This is a genomic window from Actinocatenispora thailandica, from assembly GCF_016865425.1.
GTDB classification, from domain to species: domain Bacteria; phylum Actinomycetota; class Actinomycetes; order Mycobacteriales; family Micromonosporaceae; genus Actinocatenispora; species Actinocatenispora thailandica.
The window spans coordinates 994,018-1,011,864 of sequence record NZ_AP023355.1 but is presented as its reverse complement, the minus strand read 5'-3'; the positions used below and the strand labels follow the sequence as shown (position 1 = coordinate 1,011,864).

General features: G+C 73.2%; 23 protein-coding genes and 1 pseudogene. 20 read left to right on the top strand and 4 right to left on the bottom strand.

Going from position 1 to position 17,847, the window contains the following annotated elements; all coding sequences use genetic code 11:
• The first annotated feature begins 79 nt into the window (after positions 1–79).
• The 5 genes and pseudogenes from Athai_RS04460 (at position 80) to Athai_RS04445 (ending at position 2,908) form a co-directional block, all read left to right on the top strand.
• Entirely contained in the window at positions 80–244 is a 165-nt protein-coding gene (locus Athai_RS04460; RefSeq protein ID WP_203960290.1) for a hypothetical protein, read from the top strand.
• Positions 241–1,217: pseudogene (locus tag Athai_RS33870) on the top strand (V-type ATP synthase subunit B); the annotation flags it as partial. The gene Athai_RS04460 and the pseudogene Athai_RS33870, both read left to right, overlap by 4 nt.
• A gap of 66 nt (positions 1,218–1,283) precedes the next feature.
• Entirely contained in the window at positions 1,284–1,601 is a 318-nt protein-coding gene (locus tag Athai_RS35190) for an ATP synthase beta subunit C-terminal domain-containing protein (RefSeq protein ID WP_420829817.1), read from the top strand.
• A 12-nt stretch (positions 1,602–1,613) separates the two neighbouring features.
• Complete coding sequence (locus Athai_RS04450; protein WP_203960289.1) at positions 1,614–2,261, top strand: V-type ATP synthase subunit D; 648 nt, start codon at positions 1,614–1,616, stop codon at positions 2,259–2,261.
• Between the two features lie 125 nt (positions 2,262–2,386).
• Positions 2,387–2,908, top strand: coding sequence for a flavodoxin family protein (locus Athai_RS04445; RefSeq protein WP_203960288.1), 522 nt, complete (start codon positions 2,387–2,389; stop codon positions 2,906–2,908).
• Positions 2,909–3,157: 249 nt separating this feature from the next.
• On the opposite strand, the gene Athai_RS04440 is transcribed toward Athai_RS04445, so the two are convergent.
• Positions 3,158–3,391, bottom strand: coding sequence for a hypothetical protein (locus tag Athai_RS04440; protein WP_203960287.1), 234 nt, complete (start codon positions 3,389–3,391; stop codon positions 3,158–3,160).
• A 17-nt stretch (positions 3,392–3,408) separates the two neighbouring features.
• Between Athai_RS04440 and Athai_RS04435 the strand changes: the two genes are divergently transcribed.
• The 9 genes from Athai_RS04435 to Athai_RS04395 are packed head-to-tail and all read left to right on the top strand — an operon-like array spanning position 3,409 to position 9,883.
• On the top strand, positions 3,409–4,236 hold the full coding sequence (locus tag Athai_RS04435) for a 4Fe-4S dicluster domain-containing protein (protein WP_203960286.1): 828 nt from the start codon (positions 3,409–3,411) through the stop codon (positions 4,234–4,236).
• A complete protein-coding gene (locus Athai_RS04430; protein ID WP_203960285.1) occupies positions 4,233–4,706 on the top strand; it encodes a Crp/Fnr family transcriptional regulator in 474 nt (157 codons plus the stop codon). Before Athai_RS04435 ends, Athai_RS04430 begins: the two co-directional genes overlap by 4 nt.
• Positions 4,694–5,506, top strand: a complete 813-nt coding sequence (locus Athai_RS04425; RefSeq protein ID WP_239156717.1) for an FAD/NAD(P)-binding protein — start codon at positions 4,694–4,696, stop codon at positions 5,504–5,506. The genes Athai_RS04430 and Athai_RS04425 overlap by 13 nt, the downstream gene beginning before the upstream one ends.
• Positions 5,503–6,273 carry an NADH-quinone oxidoreductase subunit B family protein gene (locus Athai_RS04420; protein ID WP_239156716.1) on the top strand — a complete coding sequence of 257 codons (771 nt, stop codon included), beginning with the start codon at positions 5,503–5,505 and terminating at the stop codon, positions 6,271–6,273. Before Athai_RS04425 ends, Athai_RS04420 begins: the two co-directional genes overlap by 4 nt.
• A complete protein-coding gene (locus tag Athai_RS04415) occupies positions 6,270–7,565 on the top strand; it encodes a Ni/Fe hydrogenase subunit alpha (protein ID WP_203960284.1) in 1,296 nt (431 codons plus the stop codon). Before Athai_RS04420 ends, Athai_RS04415 begins: the two co-directional genes overlap by 4 nt.
• Complete coding sequence (locus tag Athai_RS04410; protein WP_203960283.1) at positions 7,562–8,014, top strand: hydrogenase maturation protease; 453 nt, start codon at positions 7,562–7,564, stop codon at positions 8,012–8,014. The genes Athai_RS04415 and Athai_RS04410 overlap by 4 nt, the downstream gene beginning before the upstream one ends.
• Positions 8,014–8,238: a HypC/HybG/HupF family hydrogenase formation chaperone gene (locus Athai_RS04405; RefSeq protein WP_203960282.1), complete on the top strand. Its 225-nt coding sequence runs from the start codon at positions 8,014–8,016 to the stop codon at positions 8,236–8,238. Before Athai_RS04410 ends, Athai_RS04405 begins: the two co-directional genes overlap by 1 nt.
• Positions 8,235–9,146, top strand: a complete 912-nt coding sequence (locus tag Athai_RS04400) for a DMT family transporter (RefSeq protein ID WP_203960281.1) — start codon at positions 8,235–8,237, stop codon at positions 9,144–9,146. Before Athai_RS04405 ends, Athai_RS04400 begins: the two co-directional genes overlap by 4 nt.
• Entirely contained in the window at positions 9,143–9,883 is a 741-nt protein-coding gene (locus Athai_RS04395; protein WP_203960280.1) for a DUF6390 family protein, read from the top strand. The genes Athai_RS04400 and Athai_RS04395 overlap by 4 nt, the downstream gene beginning before the upstream one ends.
• Before the next feature lie 49 nt (positions 9,884–9,932).
• Here Athai_RS04395 and Athai_RS04390 read toward each other — a convergent pair whose 3' ends face one another.
• Positions 9,933–10,376: a MarR family transcriptional regulator gene (locus Athai_RS04390; protein ID WP_239156715.1), complete on the bottom strand. Its 444-nt coding sequence runs from the start codon at positions 10,374–10,376 to the stop codon at positions 9,933–9,935.
• A 216-nt stretch (positions 10,377–10,592) separates the two neighbouring features.
• Between Athai_RS04390 and Athai_RS04385 the strand changes: the two genes are divergently transcribed.
• The 3 genes from Athai_RS04385 (at position 10,593) to Athai_RS04375 (ending at position 12,792) form a co-directional block, all read left to right on the top strand.
• Positions 10,593–11,315, top strand: a complete 723-nt coding sequence (locus Athai_RS04385; RefSeq protein ID WP_203960278.1) for an SDR family oxidoreductase — start codon at positions 10,593–10,595, stop codon at positions 11,313–11,315.
• A gap of 144 nt (positions 11,316–11,459) precedes the next feature.
• The gene (locus Athai_RS04380; RefSeq protein ID WP_203960277.1) at positions 11,460–11,831 is read left to right on the top strand and encodes a DoxX family protein; all 372 of its coding nucleotides are present in this window, start codon (positions 11,460–11,462) and stop codon (positions 11,829–11,831) included.
• A gap of 106 nt (positions 11,832–11,937) precedes the next feature.
• A complete protein-coding gene (locus Athai_RS04375) occupies positions 11,938–12,792 on the top strand; it encodes an NAD(P)H-binding protein (protein ID WP_203960276.1) in 855 nt (284 codons plus the stop codon).
• A 148-nt stretch (positions 12,793–12,940) separates the two neighbouring features.
• Here Athai_RS04375 and Athai_RS04370 read toward each other — a convergent pair whose 3' ends face one another.
• Complete coding sequence (locus tag Athai_RS04370; RefSeq protein WP_203960275.1) at positions 12,941–13,276, bottom strand: hypothetical protein; 336 nt, start codon at positions 13,274–13,276, stop codon at positions 12,941–12,943.
• A gap of 208 nt (positions 13,277–13,484) precedes the next feature.
• Positions 13,485–14,375, bottom strand: a complete 891-nt coding sequence (locus tag Athai_RS04365) for a LysR family transcriptional regulator (protein WP_203960274.1) — start codon at positions 14,373–14,375, stop codon at positions 13,485–13,487.
• Between the two features lie 123 nt (positions 14,376–14,498).
• Here Athai_RS04365 and Athai_RS04360 point away from each other — a divergent pair, with 123 nt between their 5' ends.
• Genes Athai_RS04360 through Athai_RS04350 form a run of 3 tightly spaced genes read left to right on the top strand, consistent with a single transcriptional unit; the run spans position 14,499 to position 17,796 of the window.
• Positions 14,499–15,008, top strand: a complete 510-nt coding sequence (locus Athai_RS04360) for a nuclear transport factor 2 family protein (protein ID WP_203960273.1) — start codon at positions 14,499–14,501, stop codon at positions 15,006–15,008.
• Positions 15,009–15,034: 26 nt separating this feature from the next.
• Complete coding sequence (locus tag Athai_RS04355; protein WP_203960272.1) at positions 15,035–16,495, top strand: MFS transporter; 1,461 nt, start codon at positions 15,035–15,037, stop codon at positions 16,493–16,495.
• Positions 16,492–17,796, top strand: a complete 1,305-nt coding sequence (locus Athai_RS04350; RefSeq protein WP_203960271.1) for an FAD-binding oxidoreductase — start codon at positions 16,492–16,494, stop codon at positions 17,794–17,796. Before Athai_RS04355 ends, Athai_RS04350 begins: the two co-directional genes overlap by 4 nt.
• Positions 17,797–17,847: the final 51 nt, after the last annotated feature.

Genomic DNA, 17,847 nt, shown 5'->3' with positions numbered 1-17,847 from the left:
GCGGCAGAGCGCCCTGTCCGCCGTCGACGCGTACTGCGACGAGCGGCGCGGTGCGGCCCTCGCCGAGGCGGTCCGCACGGTGTGCGACGCGGTACGGGCGGCCGTGGCCGGCGGCGCCGACGCCGCCGACGTCGAGCGCGTCGACTTCGGGCCGCTGGTCCGGGCCCGGGAGGACCCCGACACCGACGGTGTCGCCGGCCGGGTGGCCACCGTGCTGGCCGCCGTCCGGGGGGCCGCGCCGTGACGGGCTGGGTCGAGTACACCGAGGTACGCGAGCTGCGCGGGCCGCTGCTGGTGGTGACCGGGGTCGGCGGCGTCGGCTGGGACGAGTCGGTCACGGTACGCCTGGGCGCCGGCGGTACGCGGCACGGCGTGGTGCTGGAGGTGGCCGGCGACCTGGCGGTCGTGCAGATCATGGAGGGCACCGACGGGATGCGGCCGGACGACACGACGGTACGGTTCGCCGGCCGCCCGATGACCGTCCCGGTCGGCGACGGGTGGCTGGGCCGGGTGTGCACCGGGCGTGGCGAACCGGCCGACGGCGGCCCGCCGGTGACCGGGGCGCGCGAGGTGCCGGTCGCCGGAGCGCCGATGAACCCGACCCGCCGGGAACCGCCGAGCGACCCGGTGCCGACCGGTGTCTCGGTGATCGACGCGATGACCACCCTGGTACGCGGGCAGAAGCTGCCGATCTTCTCCGTCCCCGGCCTGCCGCACCTGGAACTGGCGACGCAGATCGCGGCGCAGGCGACCGCGGGAGGCGAGCCGTTCTGCGTGGTGTTCGCCGGCCTCGGGCTCAGCCACGCCGACGCGCACGCGGTCCGCGCGGCGCTGGACAAGCGCACCGCCGCCGGCGAACTGACGCTGCTGCTCAACACCGCCGACGACCCGGCCGTCGAACGGGTGCTCACCCCCGCATCGCGCTGACCGTCGCCGAGGACCTCGGGTACCGGGCGGGGCGGCACGTGCTGGTGGTGCTGTGCGACATGACGAGCTATGCGGAGGCGCTGCGGGAGGTGTCCGCGGCGCGCGGCGAGATCCCGGCCCGCCGCGCCTACCCCGGGTACCTCTACAGCGACCTCGCCTCGCTGTACGAGCGGTGCGGCCGGCTGCGCGGCCGGCCCGGGTCGGTGACGCTGCTGCCGGTACTGACCATGCCCGCCGGCGACATCACCCACCCGGTACCGGACCTGACCGGGTACATCACCGAGGGGCAGATCGTGCTGTCGGCCGAGACGCCCGGCTACCCGCCGATCGATCCGCTGTCCTCGCTGTCCCGGCTGATGCGACACGGCGTCGGCCCCGGCCGGACCCGCGCCGACCACCTCGACCTGGCCGGGCAGCTGCTCGCCGCCCTCGCCCGGGTACGGCAGGTGCGGGAACTCGCCGAGATCGTCGGCGAGTCGGCGCTCGGCGAAGCCGACCACCGGTACCTGGACTTCGCGACCGCGTTCCGCACCGGGCTGGCCGGGCAGGGCAGCACGGACGACCGTGCCCTCGACGACACGCTGGATCGGGCCTGGCAGGTGCTGGGCCGGCTGCCGCGCGCCGAACTGACCCTGCTGCCCGACAGCGCCCTCGACGCGCACGGTATCGGCTGAGCGGGGCATCGGATGGCACGACTGCGGGTACCTCCGGGGCGAGCCGGGCTGGCCTGGCTGCGGCACCGGGCGGCCACCGCGGAACGCGGCGCGGACCTGCTGGAGCGCAAGCTGCGGATGCTGCGCGGCGTCCGGCGCCGGCTCGCCGCCGACGCGGCCGACGCGGCCCGCGACTGGACCGACCGGGTCCACGACAGCGAGGCCTGGCTGCTGCGTACCGGCCTCGCGGGCGGCCAGGCCAGGCTGGAGGCGGCGACCCCGGACGCTGCGGCGTCGGTGGCGGTGGACACCGCGACCGCCCTCGGGGTGCGCTACCCGGCGGCCGTCACCGTCACGCTGCCTCCCGAGCCCGCGGCGGCCACGGCCGTCGAGGCCCGGCGCGCGGTCCGTACCGCGCTGGTCGCCGCCGGCCGGCACGCCGCCGCCGCCCGCGCGCTGGCGGTGCTGGACGCGGAGATCGCCGCGACCGCGCGGCGGGAGCGGGCGCTCCGGCACGGGTGGCTCCCGCTGCTGACCGACGCCCTGTCGCGGCGGCTCGTCGAACTCGACGAGCGCGACCGCGACGAGGCGACCCGCCGGCGGCTGGCACGCCGGCCGGGCCGCCCGGTGGGTCCGCCCGGTGAGCCGCCGGCGCCCGGCCGCTCCGGTACGCGACGGTGACCCCGGCACCGCGGCCGGTGCCGGTCCGTCCAGCCCGCGACCACCTGTCGTCCGGCCCTGTCGGCGCGACCGCTGCCGGGTTTGCACTGGCGGCAGGGATGGCACACCGGCACGGGGGAGGAACGATGCATGCCCTGGTGGTGTACGAGTCGATGTTCGGTGACACCGAGCAGGTCGCGCGCGCGATCGCCGAGGGGTTGAGTACCCGGGCCGTGGTGCGAGTGGTCTCGGTCGACGGCGCGCCGACCCCGGTACCCGACACGGTGGATCTGGTGGTGGTGGGCGGGCCGACGCACGCGTTCGGGATGAGCCGGCCGAACACCCGGAGTTCGGCGGCCCGGCAGGACGAGAGGGCGGCCGGCGGCACCGACCGTGGAGTACGCGAGTGGTTGGCCGCGGCGGGCCCGCTGCACGGCCGGCTTGCCGCCGCGTTCGACACCCACGCCCGGACCCGCCTGCCGGGGTCGGCGGCCGGCGCGATCGACCGCCGGCTGCGGCATCTCGGTGCACGGATCGTCGCGCCCGCGCACAGTTTCTACGTCACCGGCATGCAGGGCCCGCTGGACAGCGGCGAACGCGACCGGGCGTTGCGGTGGGGCGTCGACCTCGCCGAGCTGGCCGCGGCCGTCCCGGGACGGGCCGGCTGAGCCGGCCGGGTCCGCCCGTTCGGCAGCCGCTGCCGGGCGGCGCGTCCGAGCCACGGGCCACCCGCTCGGGGGCCCGGTGCCGGGCGGCGTGCCCGAGCCACAGGGCACCTCGGGAGGGGGCCGATCAGCTCTGGGACCCGGCCGGTCGTCGCGGTCTGCTGAGCGGGGAGGGTCCGCACTTTCGCGAAGCGGGACGATTCGCCCGTACCGTCGATCTGCCGACAGGAGGCTGGCACCGTGACCTCGGTTCTACTCGATGACCTCGCGCGGCTGGTCGACCAGCTGCGCGCGGACGGCCGGCGCGTCATCGGCCCCACCGTGCGCGACCACGCCATCGTCCTCGACGAACTCACCGACGCCAGCCAACTCCCGTACGGCTGGGGCGTGGAGCTGGAGGCGGGCAGGTACCGGCTGCGGCGCCGCGAGGACCAGCTGGCGTTCGGCCACGCGGCCGGCCCGCAGTCCTGGAAGACGTTCCTGCATCCGGCCCGGGAGATGCTGTGGTCCACCGACGCGGGTGTCGCCGGCGCGGTCGAGCCCGCCGATCCCCACCCGCCTTCGCGTTCCTCGGCGTCCGGTCCTGCGACCTGCGGGCGATCGGCGTGCTGGACCGGGTACTCGGCGACGGCCGCCGGTACGCGCAACGGCGCGACGGGGTGTTCATCGTCGCCGTCAACTGCACCGAGCCGGGGGCGACCTGCTTCTGCGTCTCGGCCGGCGGCGGCCCGCGCGCCGAGTCCGGCTACGACGTGGTACTCACCGAGCTGCCCGACGGCCGGTACGTGGCCGAGAGCGGCAGCGAGCCCGGTGCCCGGCTGTTGACGCGGATCCCGGCGCGACCGCTGGAGCAGCCGGTCGCCGCGGGCGCCGCCGCGGCGGTCGACGCCGCCGCGGACCGGATGGGCCGGACACTACCGTCCGGCGACCTGGCCGGCGCCATCGCCGCCGCGCGCGAGTCCGGCCGGTGGGACGACGTCGCGTCCCGCTGCCTGACCTGCGGCAACTGCACCATGGTGTGCCCCACCTGCTTCTGTACCGACATCGTGGACAGCACCGATCTGACCGGCGAGCACGCCGAACGCTGGCAGCGCTGGGATTCCTGCTTCGACCTGGACTTCAGCCGGCTGCACGGGGGGCCGGTGCGCAGCTCCGGCGCCAGCCGGTACCGGCAGTGGCTCAGTCACAAGCTGTCCAGCTGGAACGACCAGTTCGGCGAGTCGGGCTGCGTGGGCTGCGGGCGCTGCATCGTCTGGTGCCCGGTCGGTATCGACATCACCGAGGAGGCCGCGGCACTGGTCGATCCGGTCGGCGGCCGGAGGCCGGGATGACCGCCGGGCCGGTGGCCGAGCTGGCCACGCACCCGTTCCTGGCCGGCATACCCGACGACCAGCTGGCGGCGGTCGCCACCGTGACCCGGCCGCTGCGGCTGCCGCCCGGCAGCAGGGTGTTCCGGGAGGGGGAACCCGCCGCACGCTGCTGGCTCATCCACACCGGACTGGTACGTCTCGACACGCTGGTCCCCGGCCGGGGACACGTGACCGTCGAGACGCTCGGTGCCGGCACCGTGCTGGGCTGGTCGTGGCTGTGCCCGCCCTACCGGTGGCACTTCGGCGCCGAGGCGACCGAGACGACGCACACCAGCGAGATCGACGGCGGGCAGCTGCGGCGGCTGTGCGACGACGATCCCGACCTCGGGTACGCGATCATGTCGCGGTTCCTGCCGGTACTGCTGGACCGGTTGCAGCACACCCGGATGCGGCTGCTCGACCTGTACCGGAGCCCGGCATGGACGAGATGACGCCGGTCGCCTACCGGGTCGTCGGCAGGCGCGCCGAGACCACCGACACGGTGACGCTGGACCTCGCCCCGCACCGCGAGCGGCTGCCGGACTACCGGCCCGGCCAGTTCACCATGATGTACGCATTCGGGGTCGGTGAGGTGCCGCTCTCCGTCGCCGGCGGCAGCGACGGTACGTTCCGGCACACCGTGCGCGGAGTCGGCGCCGTCACCAGGGCGTTGCACGCCCTGCGCGACGGAGACCTCGTCGGGCTGCGCGGCCCGTTCGGCACCGACTGGGGCGTACCGGCACCGGCCGGCACCGACCTGGTGCTGGTCGGCGGCGGCATCGGTACGGCGCCGCTGTGGCCGGTGGTGGCGCACGCCCTCGCCGACCGCTCCCGCTACCGCCACGTCACGGTGCTGATCGGCGCCCGTACCCCGGCCGACCTGCTCTATGCCGGCAGCTATCGCCGGCTGCGCCGGGCCGGGCTGGACCTCCAGGTCACGGTCGACCACGCCGACGCCGGCTGGGCCGGGCGCGTCGGGGTGGTACCGGGCCTGGTGGACACCGCCGACTTCGATCCGCGGCACTGCCTGGCCCTGGTGTGCGGGCCGGAGGTGATGATGCGCTTCACCATCCGCGCCCTGCTGGCCCGCGGGGTGCCACCCGGGTCGATCCGGCTTTCCATGGAACGCACCATGCGCTGCGGCGTCGGGCATTGCGGGCACTGCCAGCTCGGACCGCTGCTGCTGTGCCGGGACGGGCCGGTCGTCGGCTACCCGGTCGCCGCGCCGCTGCTGGAGGTGGCTCAGCTGTGAACCGAACACCCACCCTGGCGGTCTGGAAGTTCGCCTCCTGCGACGGCTGCCAGCTCACCCTGCTCGACTGCGAGGACGAGCTGCTGCCGCTGGCCGACCGGGTACGCATCGCGCACTTCACCGAGGCCTCCAGCGCGACGGTGGCCGGCCCGTACGACCTGTCGCTGGTCGAGGGGTCGATCACCACGCCGGACGACCTGGAGCGGATACACCGGATCCGGGAGCAGTCCAGCACGCTGGTCACCATCGGCGCCTGCGCCACCGCCGGCGGCATCCAGGCGCTGCGCAACCTCTCCGGCGTCGAGCAGTACGCCGCCGTGGTGTACGCCGAACCCGGCTACATCGACAGCCTGGACGCCTCCACGCCGATCTCGGCGCACGTGCCGGTCGACTTCGAGCTGCGCGGCTGCCCGATCGACAAGGGCCAGCTCATCGAGGTCATCACCGCCTACCTGGCGGGGCGCGAACCCGACGTGCCGGCGCACAGCGTGTGTTTCGAGTGCAAGCAACGGGGCACCCCGTGCGTGATGGTCACTCAGGGCACCCCGTGCCTGGGCCCCGTCACGCACGCCGGTTGCGGCGCCCTGTGCCCGTCGCTGGGACGCGGCTGCTACGGCTGCTTCGGCCCGATGAACACCCCGAACACCGACGCGCTGAGCAGGCAGCTCGCCGCCTCCGGGATGCCCGACGGCACCCGCCGACGGTTGTACCGCACCTTCAACGCCGCCGCGGACGCGTTCGCCCGGGCCGCGGAGCGCCGGCCATGACCCACCGCAACACCCGTTCCCTGCAGGTCTCCGCGCTCGCCCGGGTGGAGGGCGAGGGCGCCATGCGGGTGACCGTCGACGACGGCCGGGTCGGCGACGTGGCGCTGCAGATCTACGAGCCGCCCCGCTTCTTCGAGGCGCTGCTGCGCGGTCGGGCCCACACCGAGCCGCCGGACATCACCGCGCGCATCTGCGGGATTTGCCCGGTGGCGTACCAGATCAGCGCCTGCCACGCGATCGAGGACGCCTGCGGCGTCCGGGTGCCCGAACCGGTCCGGCAACTGCGGCGCCTGCTGTACTGCGGGGAATGGATCGAGAGCCACGCCCTGCACATCTACCTGCTGCACGCGCCGGACTTCCTCGGCTACCCGGGCGTGGTGGAACTCGCCCGCGACCACCGGCAGGTCGTCGAGCGGGGACTGGCCCTGAAGAAGGTCGGCAACCTGCTGATCGAACGCGTCGGCGGACGGTCGATCCATCCGGTCAACGTCCGCGTCGGCGGCTTCTACCGCGCCCCGACGGTCGCCACGCTCGCGGCGCTGCGGGCCCCGCTGCACCGCGCGCTGCGGGACGCGATCGCCACCGTGGAGTGGGTGGCCGGGTTCGACTTCCCGGACCTCACGATCGACCACGACTTCCTCGCCCTGTCCGACCCGGACCGGTACGCGATCGAGGACGGGCGACCGCGCGTGTCGACCGGCGTCACGTTCCCGGTCGCCGACCTCGACCGGCACGTCGTCGAGCACCAGGTGCCGTACTCCACGGCGTTGCACGCCACGCTCGACGGACGCCGGTACCTCACCGGCCCGCTCGCCCGCTACGCCCTCAACCGTCCGCAACTGTCCGCGCCGGCGTTGCGCGTCGCCGACCGGGTCGGGCTGGAACCGGTGTGCCGCAACCCGTTCCGGTCGATCATCGTGCGCGCCGTCGAGGTGGTGCACGCGATCGTCGAAGCGCTCACCATCCTGGACGGGTACCAGCCGCCCGACCCGCCGTACGTGCCGGTGCCGCCGCGCGCCGGCGTCGGCTACGGCGCCAGCGAGGCGCCGCGGGGCAGCCTGTTCCACCGGTACACGCTGGACTCCGCCGGCCGGATCACCGCCGCGCTGATCGTGCCGCCGACCGCGCAGAACCAGGCGGCCATCGAGGAGGACCTGCGCCGGCTGGTGCAGGACCGGATCGGCGAGCCCGACACCGAGCTGACCGCCGCCTGCGAGCGCGCGATCCGCAACTACGACCCGTGCATCTCGTGCGCCACGCACTTCCTGGACCTGACCGTGGACCGGGCATGAGGACGGTGGTGATCGGCGTGGGCAACCCGTACCGGCACGACGACGGGGCCGGGACCGCGGTGGCCGCCGCGCTGCGCGACCGGCCCACCGACGGCGTCGCGGTGGTCGACAGCGACGGGGAACCCGCCGGGCTGATCAACGCGTGGCAGGCCGCGCGCGAGGCGATCGTGATCGACGCGGCCCGGCACGCACGGTCGGCGCCCGGCACGATCCACCGCATCGACCTGGCCCGCGATCGGCTGTACCAGGAAGGGAACGCGAGCAGCCACGGCATCGGGCTGGGTGAGGCGATCGAGCTTGCCCGCGTGCTGCGGCGGCTCCCCCGCCACCTGGTGCTGTACAGCATCGAACCCGCCGACACCAGCCTGGGCGTCGGCCTCGATCCCGCGGTGCGGCGCGCCGTGTCGGTGCTCGCCAACCGGATCCGCAGCCACCTGGAGCGTGCCTGATGTGTCTGACCCAGATCGGCCAGGTCGTCGACGTCCTGGACGACGAGCGCGCCGAAGTCGAACTCGGCGGACAGGTCCGGGTGGTCCCGCTGACTGCCGTGGACGATCCGGTACGGGTCGGCGACCAGCTGCTGATCCAGTGCGGGCTGGCGGTGGCCCGGATCTCGCCGCCGGAGGCGGACCAGCTGGCCAGGGCCGCCCGCGCGGCCGGGGAGTCGAGATGAGCAGCCGTGCCCGCCGGGGCGTCGCGCTGGCGTTCGTGGCCGCCGCCATCAGCGGCGTGGCGGTCTTCGTCAACGCCCAGGGCGTGTCCACCGCGCCCGACCCCACCGTCTACACCACCGCCAAGAACCTCGTCGCGACCGCGCTGCTCGCCGCCGTGGCGGTCGCGGCGGTACGCCGGCCGGGAGGCGCCCGGTGGCGGCCACGTGGCGCCCGGCAGGTGCTGGGCGTCGCGGCCGTCGGACTCGTAGGTGGGGCCGCGGCCTTCGTCCTGTTCTTCGAGGGGCTGTCCCGCACCTCGTCGACGCACGCCGGGTTCCTGCAGAAGACCCTGGTGATCTGGGTGGCGGTGCTGGCCGTCCTGCTCCTGCACGAACGGCTGAAGGCACGGCACGTGCTGGCCGTCGCGGCGATCGTGACGGGCCTGGTCGTACTGGAGGGTGGGCTGGCCGGGATGGTCGCCGACCGCGGCGAGCTGATGGTGGCGGCCGCCACGCTGCTGTGGTCCGGCGAGGTGATCGTGGTCAAGCTGCTGCTGGCCGACCTCGGCGCGCTCCCGCTCGCGCTGTACCGGATGGGCATCGGTGTGCTGGCCTTGCTCGGCTGGATCGCCGTGACCGGGCGCTGGCCGGCCATGCTGCATCTCGGGCCGGCCGGGTGGGCGTGGGCCGGCGTGACCGGCACGCTGCTCGCGGCGTACGTGACGACCTGGTTCGCCGCGCTGTCCCGGGCGCCGGCGATCGATGCCACGGCGGCGCTGTCCAGCGCGGCGCTGCTCACCGCCGGGCTGTCGGCCCTCACCACCCTGGCCGTACCGGCTCCCGCCGCCGTCGCCGGCATGGCGCTGCTGGCCGCCGGGGCAGCGATCGTCGTCGCCGGCAGCCGTCGCCCCGCGAGGCCGGTGCCATGACAGCCCCCGGCCCCGTACTGTTCGCCCGGTACGCCTACCCGCCCAACGCGCTGGGCTACTGCGGACCGGACGACGCGGGCGAGCTGCTCGAACGGGTCGACCGGGGCCGCGGCGATCGCGGCCTGATGGTGCTCGACCGGCAGTTCGACGGGGCATGGCCGTACCTGACGCTGATCGCCGCCGCGGTCGGCGCCCACGACCCGCTCTCCGCTCCGGTGGTTCGCGCGTACTGGATCGGCAGCCCGCTGCTGGAGCGGGTCTCGCCGCGGCTGCTCGCCACCGACGTCGTCGACCGCTTCGCCTCCCGTCTCGGCCGGCACCAACCGGAGTTGGGCACGGCGATCGCGGCGGCGGGGCGGGCACACCACAACTTCCACGTCTTCACCGTGTACCCGTGGGTCGGGCAGCTCCGCGCGGGTTGGGTCGAGGAGCCGCTGCGGGTTCTCGACGGCTGCCGCATCCGGTGGGGCACGGTCGAGTCGGTGTCCGGCGACACCGCCCTGGTACGGCAGCGTCCGCTCGTCTGGCACGCCGGCCGTCTCGCGCTGGGGGCGCCGCACGTGGCGGCCGTGCGGGTGGGCCGTCGCGGCTACCGGCTGGTCCCGGGGATCCGGCCGGGCCGATCGGTGGCGATGCACTGGAACTGGGTCTGCGACGTGCTACGCCCGGTCGACCTGGCCGCCCTGCGGCACTACACCTGCACCCAGCTCCGGCTGGCGAACAGCGGCGGGGAGTGAGCGGCGTGGCGGCGCCGCGGCTGGCCGACCGGCGCTGCCGGCGCTCGCGTCACTCGTCGACGAGTTCGTCGGTCGCGCGGCCGCCGGCGTCGGTGGTACGCCGCAGGAAGTCGGCGATGATCCGGAGTTCGTCGTCGTCGTAGTCGGCGCAGAGCTCGTCCATCGACGCGTTCATGCCCGCGTACAGCGCGAACAGTTCGCTGTTGCGGTCGCGGAGGGCGCGAACCGTCACGGCACGCCGGTCGGTCGCCTCCGGGTCGCGATCGCGCACCACCCAGCCACCGCGTTGCAGCCGGTCGAGGATGCCGGTCATCGTGGCCGGATGCAGTCCCGCCCGCCGGGACAGCGCGCTCGGGCTGAGCGGACCGTACCGGTTGACCAGGTCCAGGCAGTAGAAGTCGACGTCCTTGAGATCGACGTGCGCGCCGATCTGGTGGTTGAGCAGCGACAGCTGGATGCTGAGCCCGCGCAGCGACTCCTTGATCTCGGTCATCACGCGCCGTCGGCCTCGTCTCGACCGGGCATCGGCGGCAGGCGTGGACGGCATGAGATCACCTCTCGGGACGATATGAAACGTCCTTCATATGATATCGGCCCTCGCTGCAGGCTGCCGAGGCTGCGGCAGGCGCGGCGGCGCCCCCGCGTGGCATAGTATGAGAGTCGAATGATATGAAGCTCATATCTATTTCCCACCGATCGAGAGGGTGCCATGACCGGCAAAGTCGCAGTCGTCACCGGAAGCTCCCGCGGGATAGGCCGCGCCATCGCGGCCCGGCTCGCCACCGACGGGATGCGCGTGATCATCAACTACCGGAGCAACGCGGACGCCGCCGAGGAGGCCGTGACGGCCATCGAGAGGTCCGGCGGGCAGGCGACGGCCGTCCCGGCCGACGTGACCGACCCGGCCCAGCTGCGCGGCCTGTTCGACGCGGCGGAACAGCACTACGGCGGGCTGGACGTGTTCGTACACAACGCCTACGGCGCCGCCTACGGGGCCATCGCCGAGGCACGCGACGAGGACTTCGACCGGGCCTTCGACGGGAACGCGCGGGCCACCTTCGTGGCGCTGCGGGAAGCGGCGACCCGAATGCGAGACGACGGCAGGATCGTGTTCATCTCGTCGTCGATCACCCGCACCGGCAACCCGCCCGGCCTGTACGCGGCCAGCAAGGCTGCCGGCGAGCAGTTGGTGCGGGCCTTCGCCCGCGAGGTCGCCGCGCGACGGATCACCGTCAACAGCGTGCTTGCCGGGTTCACCGAGACCGACGGCCTGAAGACCGCGGGCATTCCGGTCGAGCAGATCGCCCAACGGATGCCGATGGGCCGGCTCGGCCGACCCGACGACGTCGCCGAGGTCGTCGGGTTCCTCGCCTCCGCGGGCGCCCGCTGGGTGACCGGCCAGCGGATCGCCGTCGACGGCGGACTGACCTGAGCGGCCGGCGGGGCGGCAGGCATCGCGCAGCGCCGCGAACCCGTCCGCCCGCCGGGCCGTGCCATTAAATATCTAACTCATATAGTATGCTTCTCATCTGACATAGAGGCTCATCACCTGAGCCGAAGGAAGATCGGTACCGCCATGTACACCGCCTACCTCGTCATCGGCATCGTGACCGTGGCCGCCAACCTGTTCTCCGGCGCCTGCGCCATCACCCGCTTCGGCCCGGTCATGAAGACCCTCCGGCCGGCACTCGCGACCGCCGACATTCCCGAGTCCTGGCTCACCTTTCCCATCGGCACGCTCAAGACTGCCGGCGCCCTCGGCGTGCTCCTCGGCCTCGTCGGCGTGCCGCTGGTCGGCACCGCCGCCGCGATCGGCCTCGTCCTGTTCTTCGTCTGCGCGGCCTACACGCACATCCGCGTGGCCGACTTCTCCCCCACCTTCTTTCTCGGCAGTTGCTTCTTCCTCCCGCTGGCCGCGGCCAGCTTGGCCCTCGGCCTCGCCCGGTGACCCGCCGGGCAACCCGCTCCGGTCCGAGCGGGACCAACACCGAAACCGTCGACACACCACGCGGGCACGCTCGCCCGGAGCGCCCGCCGTACGGAAAGGACCAGTCATGATTCTGGTGACAGGAGCGACCGGGGTGGTTGGCCACCCACTGGTCGAACTGCTCGTCTCGGCGGGCGCCGAAGTCCGCGCGGTCAGCCGTGACCCGGAGGCCGCCAACCTTCCCGCCGGCGTCGAGGTCGTTCGCGCCGATCCGTCCCGGCCCACCACCCTGGACGGGGCGCTGCACGGCGTCACCGCGATGTTCGTCAACCCCCGGACGGTCGGTACCGCCGCGGCGGAGTTGCTGGACCGCGCCCGGGACGCCGGGGTACGCCGGGTCGTGTCGATGTCCGCCCTGAACGTCGACTTCGACCTGGACCGGCAGCCGTCCCGGCTGCGTGGCGAGTACAACAAGGAGGTCGAGGCCGCCGTCGCCGCGTCCGGCCTGGAGTGGTTCGCGCTGCGGTCCGGCTTCTACGCAGTCAACACCATCGGGATGTGGGCCGGCCAGATCCGCGCCGGCGACGTGGTGCGCGGCCCGTACGCCGACACGTCCTGGGCACCGCTGCACGAGCGGGACATCGCCGCGGTCGGCGCGCACGCCCTGCTCGCCGACGAACTCTCGCCCGGTTGCCCGGTCCTCACCGGCCCCCGCGCCCTCACCCAGACCGAGATGGTCGAGACGATCGGTGCGGCCATCGGCCGGCCGCTGCGCTTCGAGGAGGTCCCGGTCGAGGTGGCCAAGCGGGGCATGGTCGCCTCCGGCATCCCGGCGGCGCTCGCGGACGGCTTCATGGCGATGCAGGCCGACTCGTACGGGCAGGCCGGCCTCGTCACCGGAGAGGTCGACCGGATCCTCGGACGTCCCGGACTCGACTTCGCGGCCTGGGCCGCCGACCACACGGCCGACTTCCAGCAGTGACCGTGGCGCTGCCGTAGCGGGGCGCGGCCCTTAGCGGGGCCCGGCCGATCCGGGGGCGGGCGGTTCCGAACGGCGCGGCTCGCGGCGGCGGTTCGGGGCGGCGCGGCTGGCGCCGGGCGATCCGGGGTGCGACTGGCGGCGGTCGCCGCTACCGGTCGTAGCCGGCGCCACCGTAGCCGTGATCGGCGACGGTGGTGCCGGTCGGGTCGGCCGGGTTCCTTGCGGTGCGATCCGCGGTCCGGCGCCCCCGGCGCGCCGCCAGCCGAGCAGCCTGGTACCGGTCGAGGGGGCGGCGATGACGGCGGCGAACCGCGAGGACCACCGCCACGCCGGCGATCGCGGCAGCGATCAGAGCCGCAAGTCCGACCAGTGCCGTCACCATTCCATGCAGTGTATGAACCCCTTTCCACCGCCTCTCGAACGAAGCCGTACCGGCAAACTGGACCACGACGAAACGACGACCGACGAGATCACCGACCGACACACCCGCCAGGGCACCGCCACACCGCGTACCGACGCGACGGACCGCCGGCACCGGCGCCGCTAGGAGGTCCCAACAAAAGTGATCTTGGGTCCCGACGGCTGTTTTCGGCAGACTGGTTCGCCGTTCGCCGGCGCCGTAGCGGGCGGCGTGGCTGTGGTTGGGGCCGGGAGGACGGCCGGGGCCGGGCCGGATGTCGAACAGCCCGCGATCAACCGCCTACCAGCTTGACAGCGGCCTCGGCGAAGGCACGGACACGGGCAGTGGCGGCGTCGGCGGACCAGTGCATGGACCACTCCAGCGGCGAGGCATCGTCGAAGGGGATGTAGGTGACGTCAGGGCGGGCGTAGTAGCGCCGGAAGTGCGCACCGACGATGAAGCCGCCTTGGCCGGCGCCGATGAGAGTGAGGGTCTCGTTGAAGGTCTTGGTCGCGGGGCCATGCTCGATCGGGTGTCCAGCGGGAGTGACGCTGGGTGCGTAATGGTCCTGCAGGGAGCCGGGCACGCTCTCAGGCAGCCGGAAGAGACGCACCCGGCTCAGATCCTGCAGGGACACCGACTCGCGGCGGGCGAAGGGATGCCCCACGGGAACTGCCAGCATGCGCGCCTCGCGCACCAGCACCGGGCCGGAGACGAGACCGGGTTCGTGCACGGGGCGAGGGGCCAGCGCGAGATCGACCACTTGGTCGCGGATCCAGGGGAAGACCTCTGACATCTGCGCCTCGTGCAGCAGTACTTGACAGCCGGGCTCGCGTTCGCGGAACAGTTCGGCTACTCCGGCCATGAGCTGACCGCCGGCAGCGCCGACGAAGGCGACGCGCAGCGTGCCGGTGAGGCCGCGTCCGTTGTCGACCGCCCGCTCGACGGCGGCGGTGATCTGGTTCCAGGCGGGCCGGATCTCCTCGTCCAGTTGCCGGCCGACCGCGGTGAGCGCCACCCGGCGGCTGGTGCGGTTGAACAGCGGGACGCCGATGCGCCGTTCCAGCTTGGCGATGGTCTGGCTGACACGGGCGGTGGACAGGTGCAGGCGTTCGGCGGTGCGGCCGAAATGGAGCTCCTCGGCCAGGGTGAGGAAGGCGTCCACCTCGTGTCGTTCCAGCATCGCGCCTCCCCATCATGAACCCAGGCTTCACGATCATTGCACAGGTCGGCGTTGATGAGGGCTGCGGCACCGGCGAGGGTTGGAGCAGCTCAGCACCCCATCTGACCTGCAGAGGAGCCCACGATGTACGTCACCGACGCCTTCGCCCTGTCCGCTCCGGCCACCGAGCCCGCCAACGTCGCGGCGCAGCTGCGCGACCGGGTGGAGATCATCGACGCGCTGTACCGGTTCGGCCTCGGACAGGACCTGAAGGACGCCGCGTTGTTCGCCTCGGCATTCGCCGCCGACGCCGAACTGGACTTCAGCCCGGCAGCGGCCAAGTGGGGCGGAAAGGCGCCGCTGATGGTCGGCCGGGACATGATCGTCAGCACCATCCTCGGCCTGTTCGACGGCCGGGTGGACACCACCCATCAGGTCACCAACCCGCGCGTCGCCGTCGACGGTGACACCGCGCGCCTCACCGCGCTGGTCGAGGCCCAGCATCTGCTCATCGCGGACCGCGGCACCTTCGCGTTGTTGAAGAACCCCTACGCCGTGGATCTGGTCCGCGACGGCGACCGCTGGGTGGTCCGCCGGATGCGTATCGACAACGCATGGCACACCGGCGACCCCGCCGCGATCTTCACCGCCTGACGACCCTCCGAAAGAGAACGAAGCTCATGAAGACCATCTTCCCGCGCTCGGGGCTCGCCCTGGCCCTGTTGGCGTTCGCCCAACTGATCATTTCCCTCGACTACAACATCGTCTACGTGGCGCTGCCAGAGATCGGGGATGGCCTCGGTTTCTCCTCCCAGACCCTCCAGTGGGTGGTCAGCGCCTACGCGGTGGCCTTCGGCGGGTTCCTGCTCCTCGGTGGCCGCGCCAGCGACTTGTTCGGCCCGCGTCGGATGTTCGTGACCGGACTGGTGCTGTACGCGGTGGCCTCGCTGGCCGGCGGGATGACCCACTCGCCCTGGCCGCTGGTGGCGGCGAGGGCTGTCCAGGGGCTGGGCGGGGCGCTGCTGTTCCCCGCGACCCTCATGCTGATCAGCACCGGATTCGCGCCGGGCCGGGATCGCAACCGCGCCTTCGCGCTATGGGGCACCGCCGGCGGCGGCGGGATGATCCTGGGCTCGCTGCTGGGCGGGATGCTTACCGAGGCGTTCGGCTGGACAGCGGTGTTCTTGGTCAACGTGCCGCTCGCCGGTGTGGCCGCGCTGGCCGCCCTGCCGCTGATCCCTGGCCAGCCCCGGCCGGAGAGAACGACGCGACGCCGATTCGACGTCGCCGGAGCGCTGACCGGGACTGCCGGAACCACCCTGCTGGTGGTCGCGCTGGTGCAGGGCCCCGAGTCGGGATGGGCGTCCGCACCGGTCGTTGGGGCGGCCGTGGCCGGGATGCTGCTGCTGGCCGCGTTCGTCACCATCGAACGGCGCGGGAGCCACCCGCTGCTGCCGCTCGGCCTGCTGCGTGGCCGGGACCTGGGTTCGGGTGCGCTGGTCACCTTCTTCTACATGGGCACCTTCGGCTCTCTGCTGTACTTCCTGACCGTCTACTTCCAGGCCGTACTCGGCTACGGCGCCCTGCGCACCGGCCTGGCGTTTCTGGTCCCGATGGCCGCGATCGTTGCGGGATCGCAGCTGGCCGGACACCTCGCGACCGCGCGCGGCGTACGAACCACCATCGTCGGCGCCCTGCTCGTCGGGCTGGCCGGGACGCTCGTCCTCGCGACGACCCTGGCCGTCGGATCGTCCTACCTCGCCCTCGTCCCGGGGCTGTTGGTCCTCGGGGTCGGTCAGGGCGCGGGTTACACCCTGATGTTCGGCGCGGCGACCTCCGCGACCCCCGCCGAACAACAGGGCGTCGCATCCGGGGTGGTCTCCACCACCCAGCAGATCGGCGGTGCGATCGGCCTGGCCGTCCTGGTGGCCATCGCCAACTCCGGTACCAGCGGGCTCACCGGCGCGGCGTTGCGCGCGGCCACCGTCCACGGCCTGCGGACGGCGATGCTCGTCGCAGCGGCGGGCATCGCACTGACCGCACTGGCCGCGCTCGGATTCTCCCGCGCCCGCAAGCCCCGATCCATTCCCCGTGCCGTGTCCACCGATGACCGGATGATCCTTGAGGAGAGCCAACGATGAACGCTCTGACCGAATTGCGCGACCGCGTTCGCGGCCGGGTGCTGCTTCCCGAGGACACCGGGTTCGACTCCGCCCGCCGACCCTGGAATCTGGCCGTCGAACAGGACGTCGCCGCGGTGGTCGAGGCGGCGGACGCCGCCGATGTCGCCGCGCTGGCCCGTTACACCGCGGCCCACGGGCTGCGGGTGTCGGCCCAGCCCAGCGGGCACGGCGCCACGGGCGACCTGGACGGCGCGATCCTGCTGCGCACCCGGCTCCTGGACGAGGTCGCGATCGACGCCGCCGGTCGCACCGCCCGGGTCGGCGCGGGTGTGCGCTGGGGCCAGGTCCAAGGGATCGCCGCAGAGCACGGTCTGACCGGGCTTCCGGGAAGCTCCCCCGTGGTGAGCGTGACCGGCTACACCCTCGGCGGCGGCCTCAGCTGGTTCTCCCGCGCATACGGCTGGGCCGCCGACAGCGTCACCGCCATCGAAGGCGTCGGCGCCGACGGCACACCGTTCCGGGTGATGGCCGGCGACGACCTGTTCTGGGCCCTGCGCGGCGGAGGTGGCGACTACGCGCTGGTCACCGCGTTGGAGTTCACCCTGCACCCCGCACCGCGGCTCTACGGTGGGCGGATGCTGTGGCCCGCCGAACGGGCGGCCGAGGTCCTGGACACCTACCGGACAGTCACCGCAGCGGCACCGGAGACCCTCACCCTCTGGCTCGACCTGCTGAACTTCCCCGGGAGCGCGCCGCTGGTCGCCGTGGACGCAACCTATCTGGGCGAGCCGGCCGAGGGCCGGGACCTGCTCCGCCCGCTGGCGAACCTCGACGGGCTCCTGTCCGACGGCCGCGGCCCCCTTTCCACCGCCGATCTCGGTTCCATCACGGCCGAGCCGACCGAACCGGGGCCGGGGCTGTCGCGGGGGGAGTTGCTCACCGCGCTGGACGACCGCGCGGCCAAGACCCTCCTGGCGGAGCCGATCGACCCACTGCTCAGCGTGCAGCTCCGGCACCTCGGCGGCGCACTCGCCCGCCCCTCCGACAGCCCGCACGGCCCCCTCGAGGAGCCGTACGCCCTCTACCTGTTCGGTGTGCCGACCTCACCGGAGTCCGCCGCGGCCGTGCGGGCCCGGCAGCGAGACCTCGTCCGAGACCTCGCGCCCTGGATCAGTGGGCACAAGCCGTACACCTACCTGACGCCGAGCGAGACCGCAGCCGACGCCTTCGCACCCGACACCCTGGCTCGGCTGCGCGCCATCAAGCACCGTTTTGATCCGCACCACACGATCCGCAGCAACTACCCCATCCCGTTCTGACCGCCCGCGCCCCCTCACTCGCGCGAGAAAGGAAGACGCCCGAGTGACACC

Bases quoted from the DNA above. Each gene is read 5' to 3' on its own strand.
- Athai_RS04415 (WP_203960284.1), top strand. From the start codon at position 6,270: ATGACCCACCGCAACACCCGTTCCCTGCAGGTCTCCGCGCTCGCCCGG.
- Athai_RS04365 (WP_203960274.1), bottom strand. From the start codon at position 14,375: ATGCTGGAACGACACGAGGTGGACGCCTTCCTCACCCTGGCCGAGGAG.
- Athai_RS04440 (WP_203960287.1), bottom strand. From the start codon at position 3,391: ATGCAGGAACGTCTTCCAGGACTGCGGGCCGGCCGCGTGGCCGAACGC.
- Athai_RS04360 (WP_203960273.1), top strand. From the start codon at position 14,499: ATGTACGTCACCGACGCCTTCGCCCTGTCCGCTCCGGCCACCGAGCCC.
- Athai_RS04355 (WP_203960272.1), top strand. From the start codon at position 15,035: ATGAAGACCATCTTCCCGCGCTCGGGGCTCGCCCTGGCCCTGTTGGCG.
- Athai_RS04425 (WP_239156717.1), top strand. From the start codon at position 4,694: ATGGACGAGATGACGCCGGTCGCCTACCGGGTCGTCGGCAGGCGCGCC.
- Athai_RS04400 (WP_203960281.1), top strand. From the start codon at position 8,235: ATGAGCAGCCGTGCCCGCCGGGGCGTCGCGCTGGCGTTCGTGGCCGCC.
- Athai_RS04395 (WP_203960280.1), top strand. From the start codon at position 9,143: ATGACAGCCCCCGGCCCCGTACTGTTCGCCCGGTACGCCTACCCGCCC.
- Athai_RS35190 (WP_420829817.1), top strand. From the start codon at position 1,284: ATGCGACACGGCGTCGGCCCCGGCCGGACCCGCGCCGACCACCTCGAC.
- Athai_RS04375 (WP_203960276.1), top strand. From the start codon at position 11,938: ATGATTCTGGTGACAGGAGCGACCGGGGTGGTTGGCCACCCACTGGTC.
- Athai_RS04380 (WP_203960277.1), top strand. From the start codon at position 11,460: ATGTACACCGCCTACCTCGTCATCGGCATCGTGACCGTGGCCGCCAAC.
- Athai_RS04430 (WP_203960285.1), top strand. From the start codon at position 4,233: ATGACCGCCGGGCCGGTGGCCGAGCTGGCCACGCACCCGTTCCTGGCC.
- Athai_RS04350 (WP_203960271.1), top strand. From the start codon at position 16,492: ATGAACGCTCTGACCGAATTGCGCGACCGCGTTCGCGGCCGGGTGCTG.
- Athai_RS04450 (WP_203960289.1), top strand. From the start codon at position 1,614: ATGGCACGACTGCGGGTACCTCCGGGGCGAGCCGGGCTGGCCTGGCTG.
- Athai_RS04385 (WP_203960278.1), top strand. From the start codon at position 10,593: ATGACCGGCAAAGTCGCAGTCGTCACCGGAAGCTCCCGCGGGATAGGC.
- Athai_RS04445 (WP_203960288.1), top strand. From the start codon at position 2,387: ATGCATGCCCTGGTGGTGTACGAGTCGATGTTCGGTGACACCGAGCAG.
- Athai_RS04405 (WP_203960282.1), top strand. From the start codon at position 8,014: ATGTGTCTGACCCAGATCGGCCAGGTCGTCGACGTCCTGGACGACGAG.
- Athai_RS04390 (WP_239156715.1), bottom strand. From the start codon at position 10,376: ATGACCGAGATCAAGGAGTCGCTGCGCGGGCTCAGCATCCAGCTGTCG.
- Athai_RS04410 (WP_203960283.1), top strand. From the start codon at position 7,562: ATGAGGACGGTGGTGATCGGCGTGGGCAACCCGTACCGGCACGACGAC.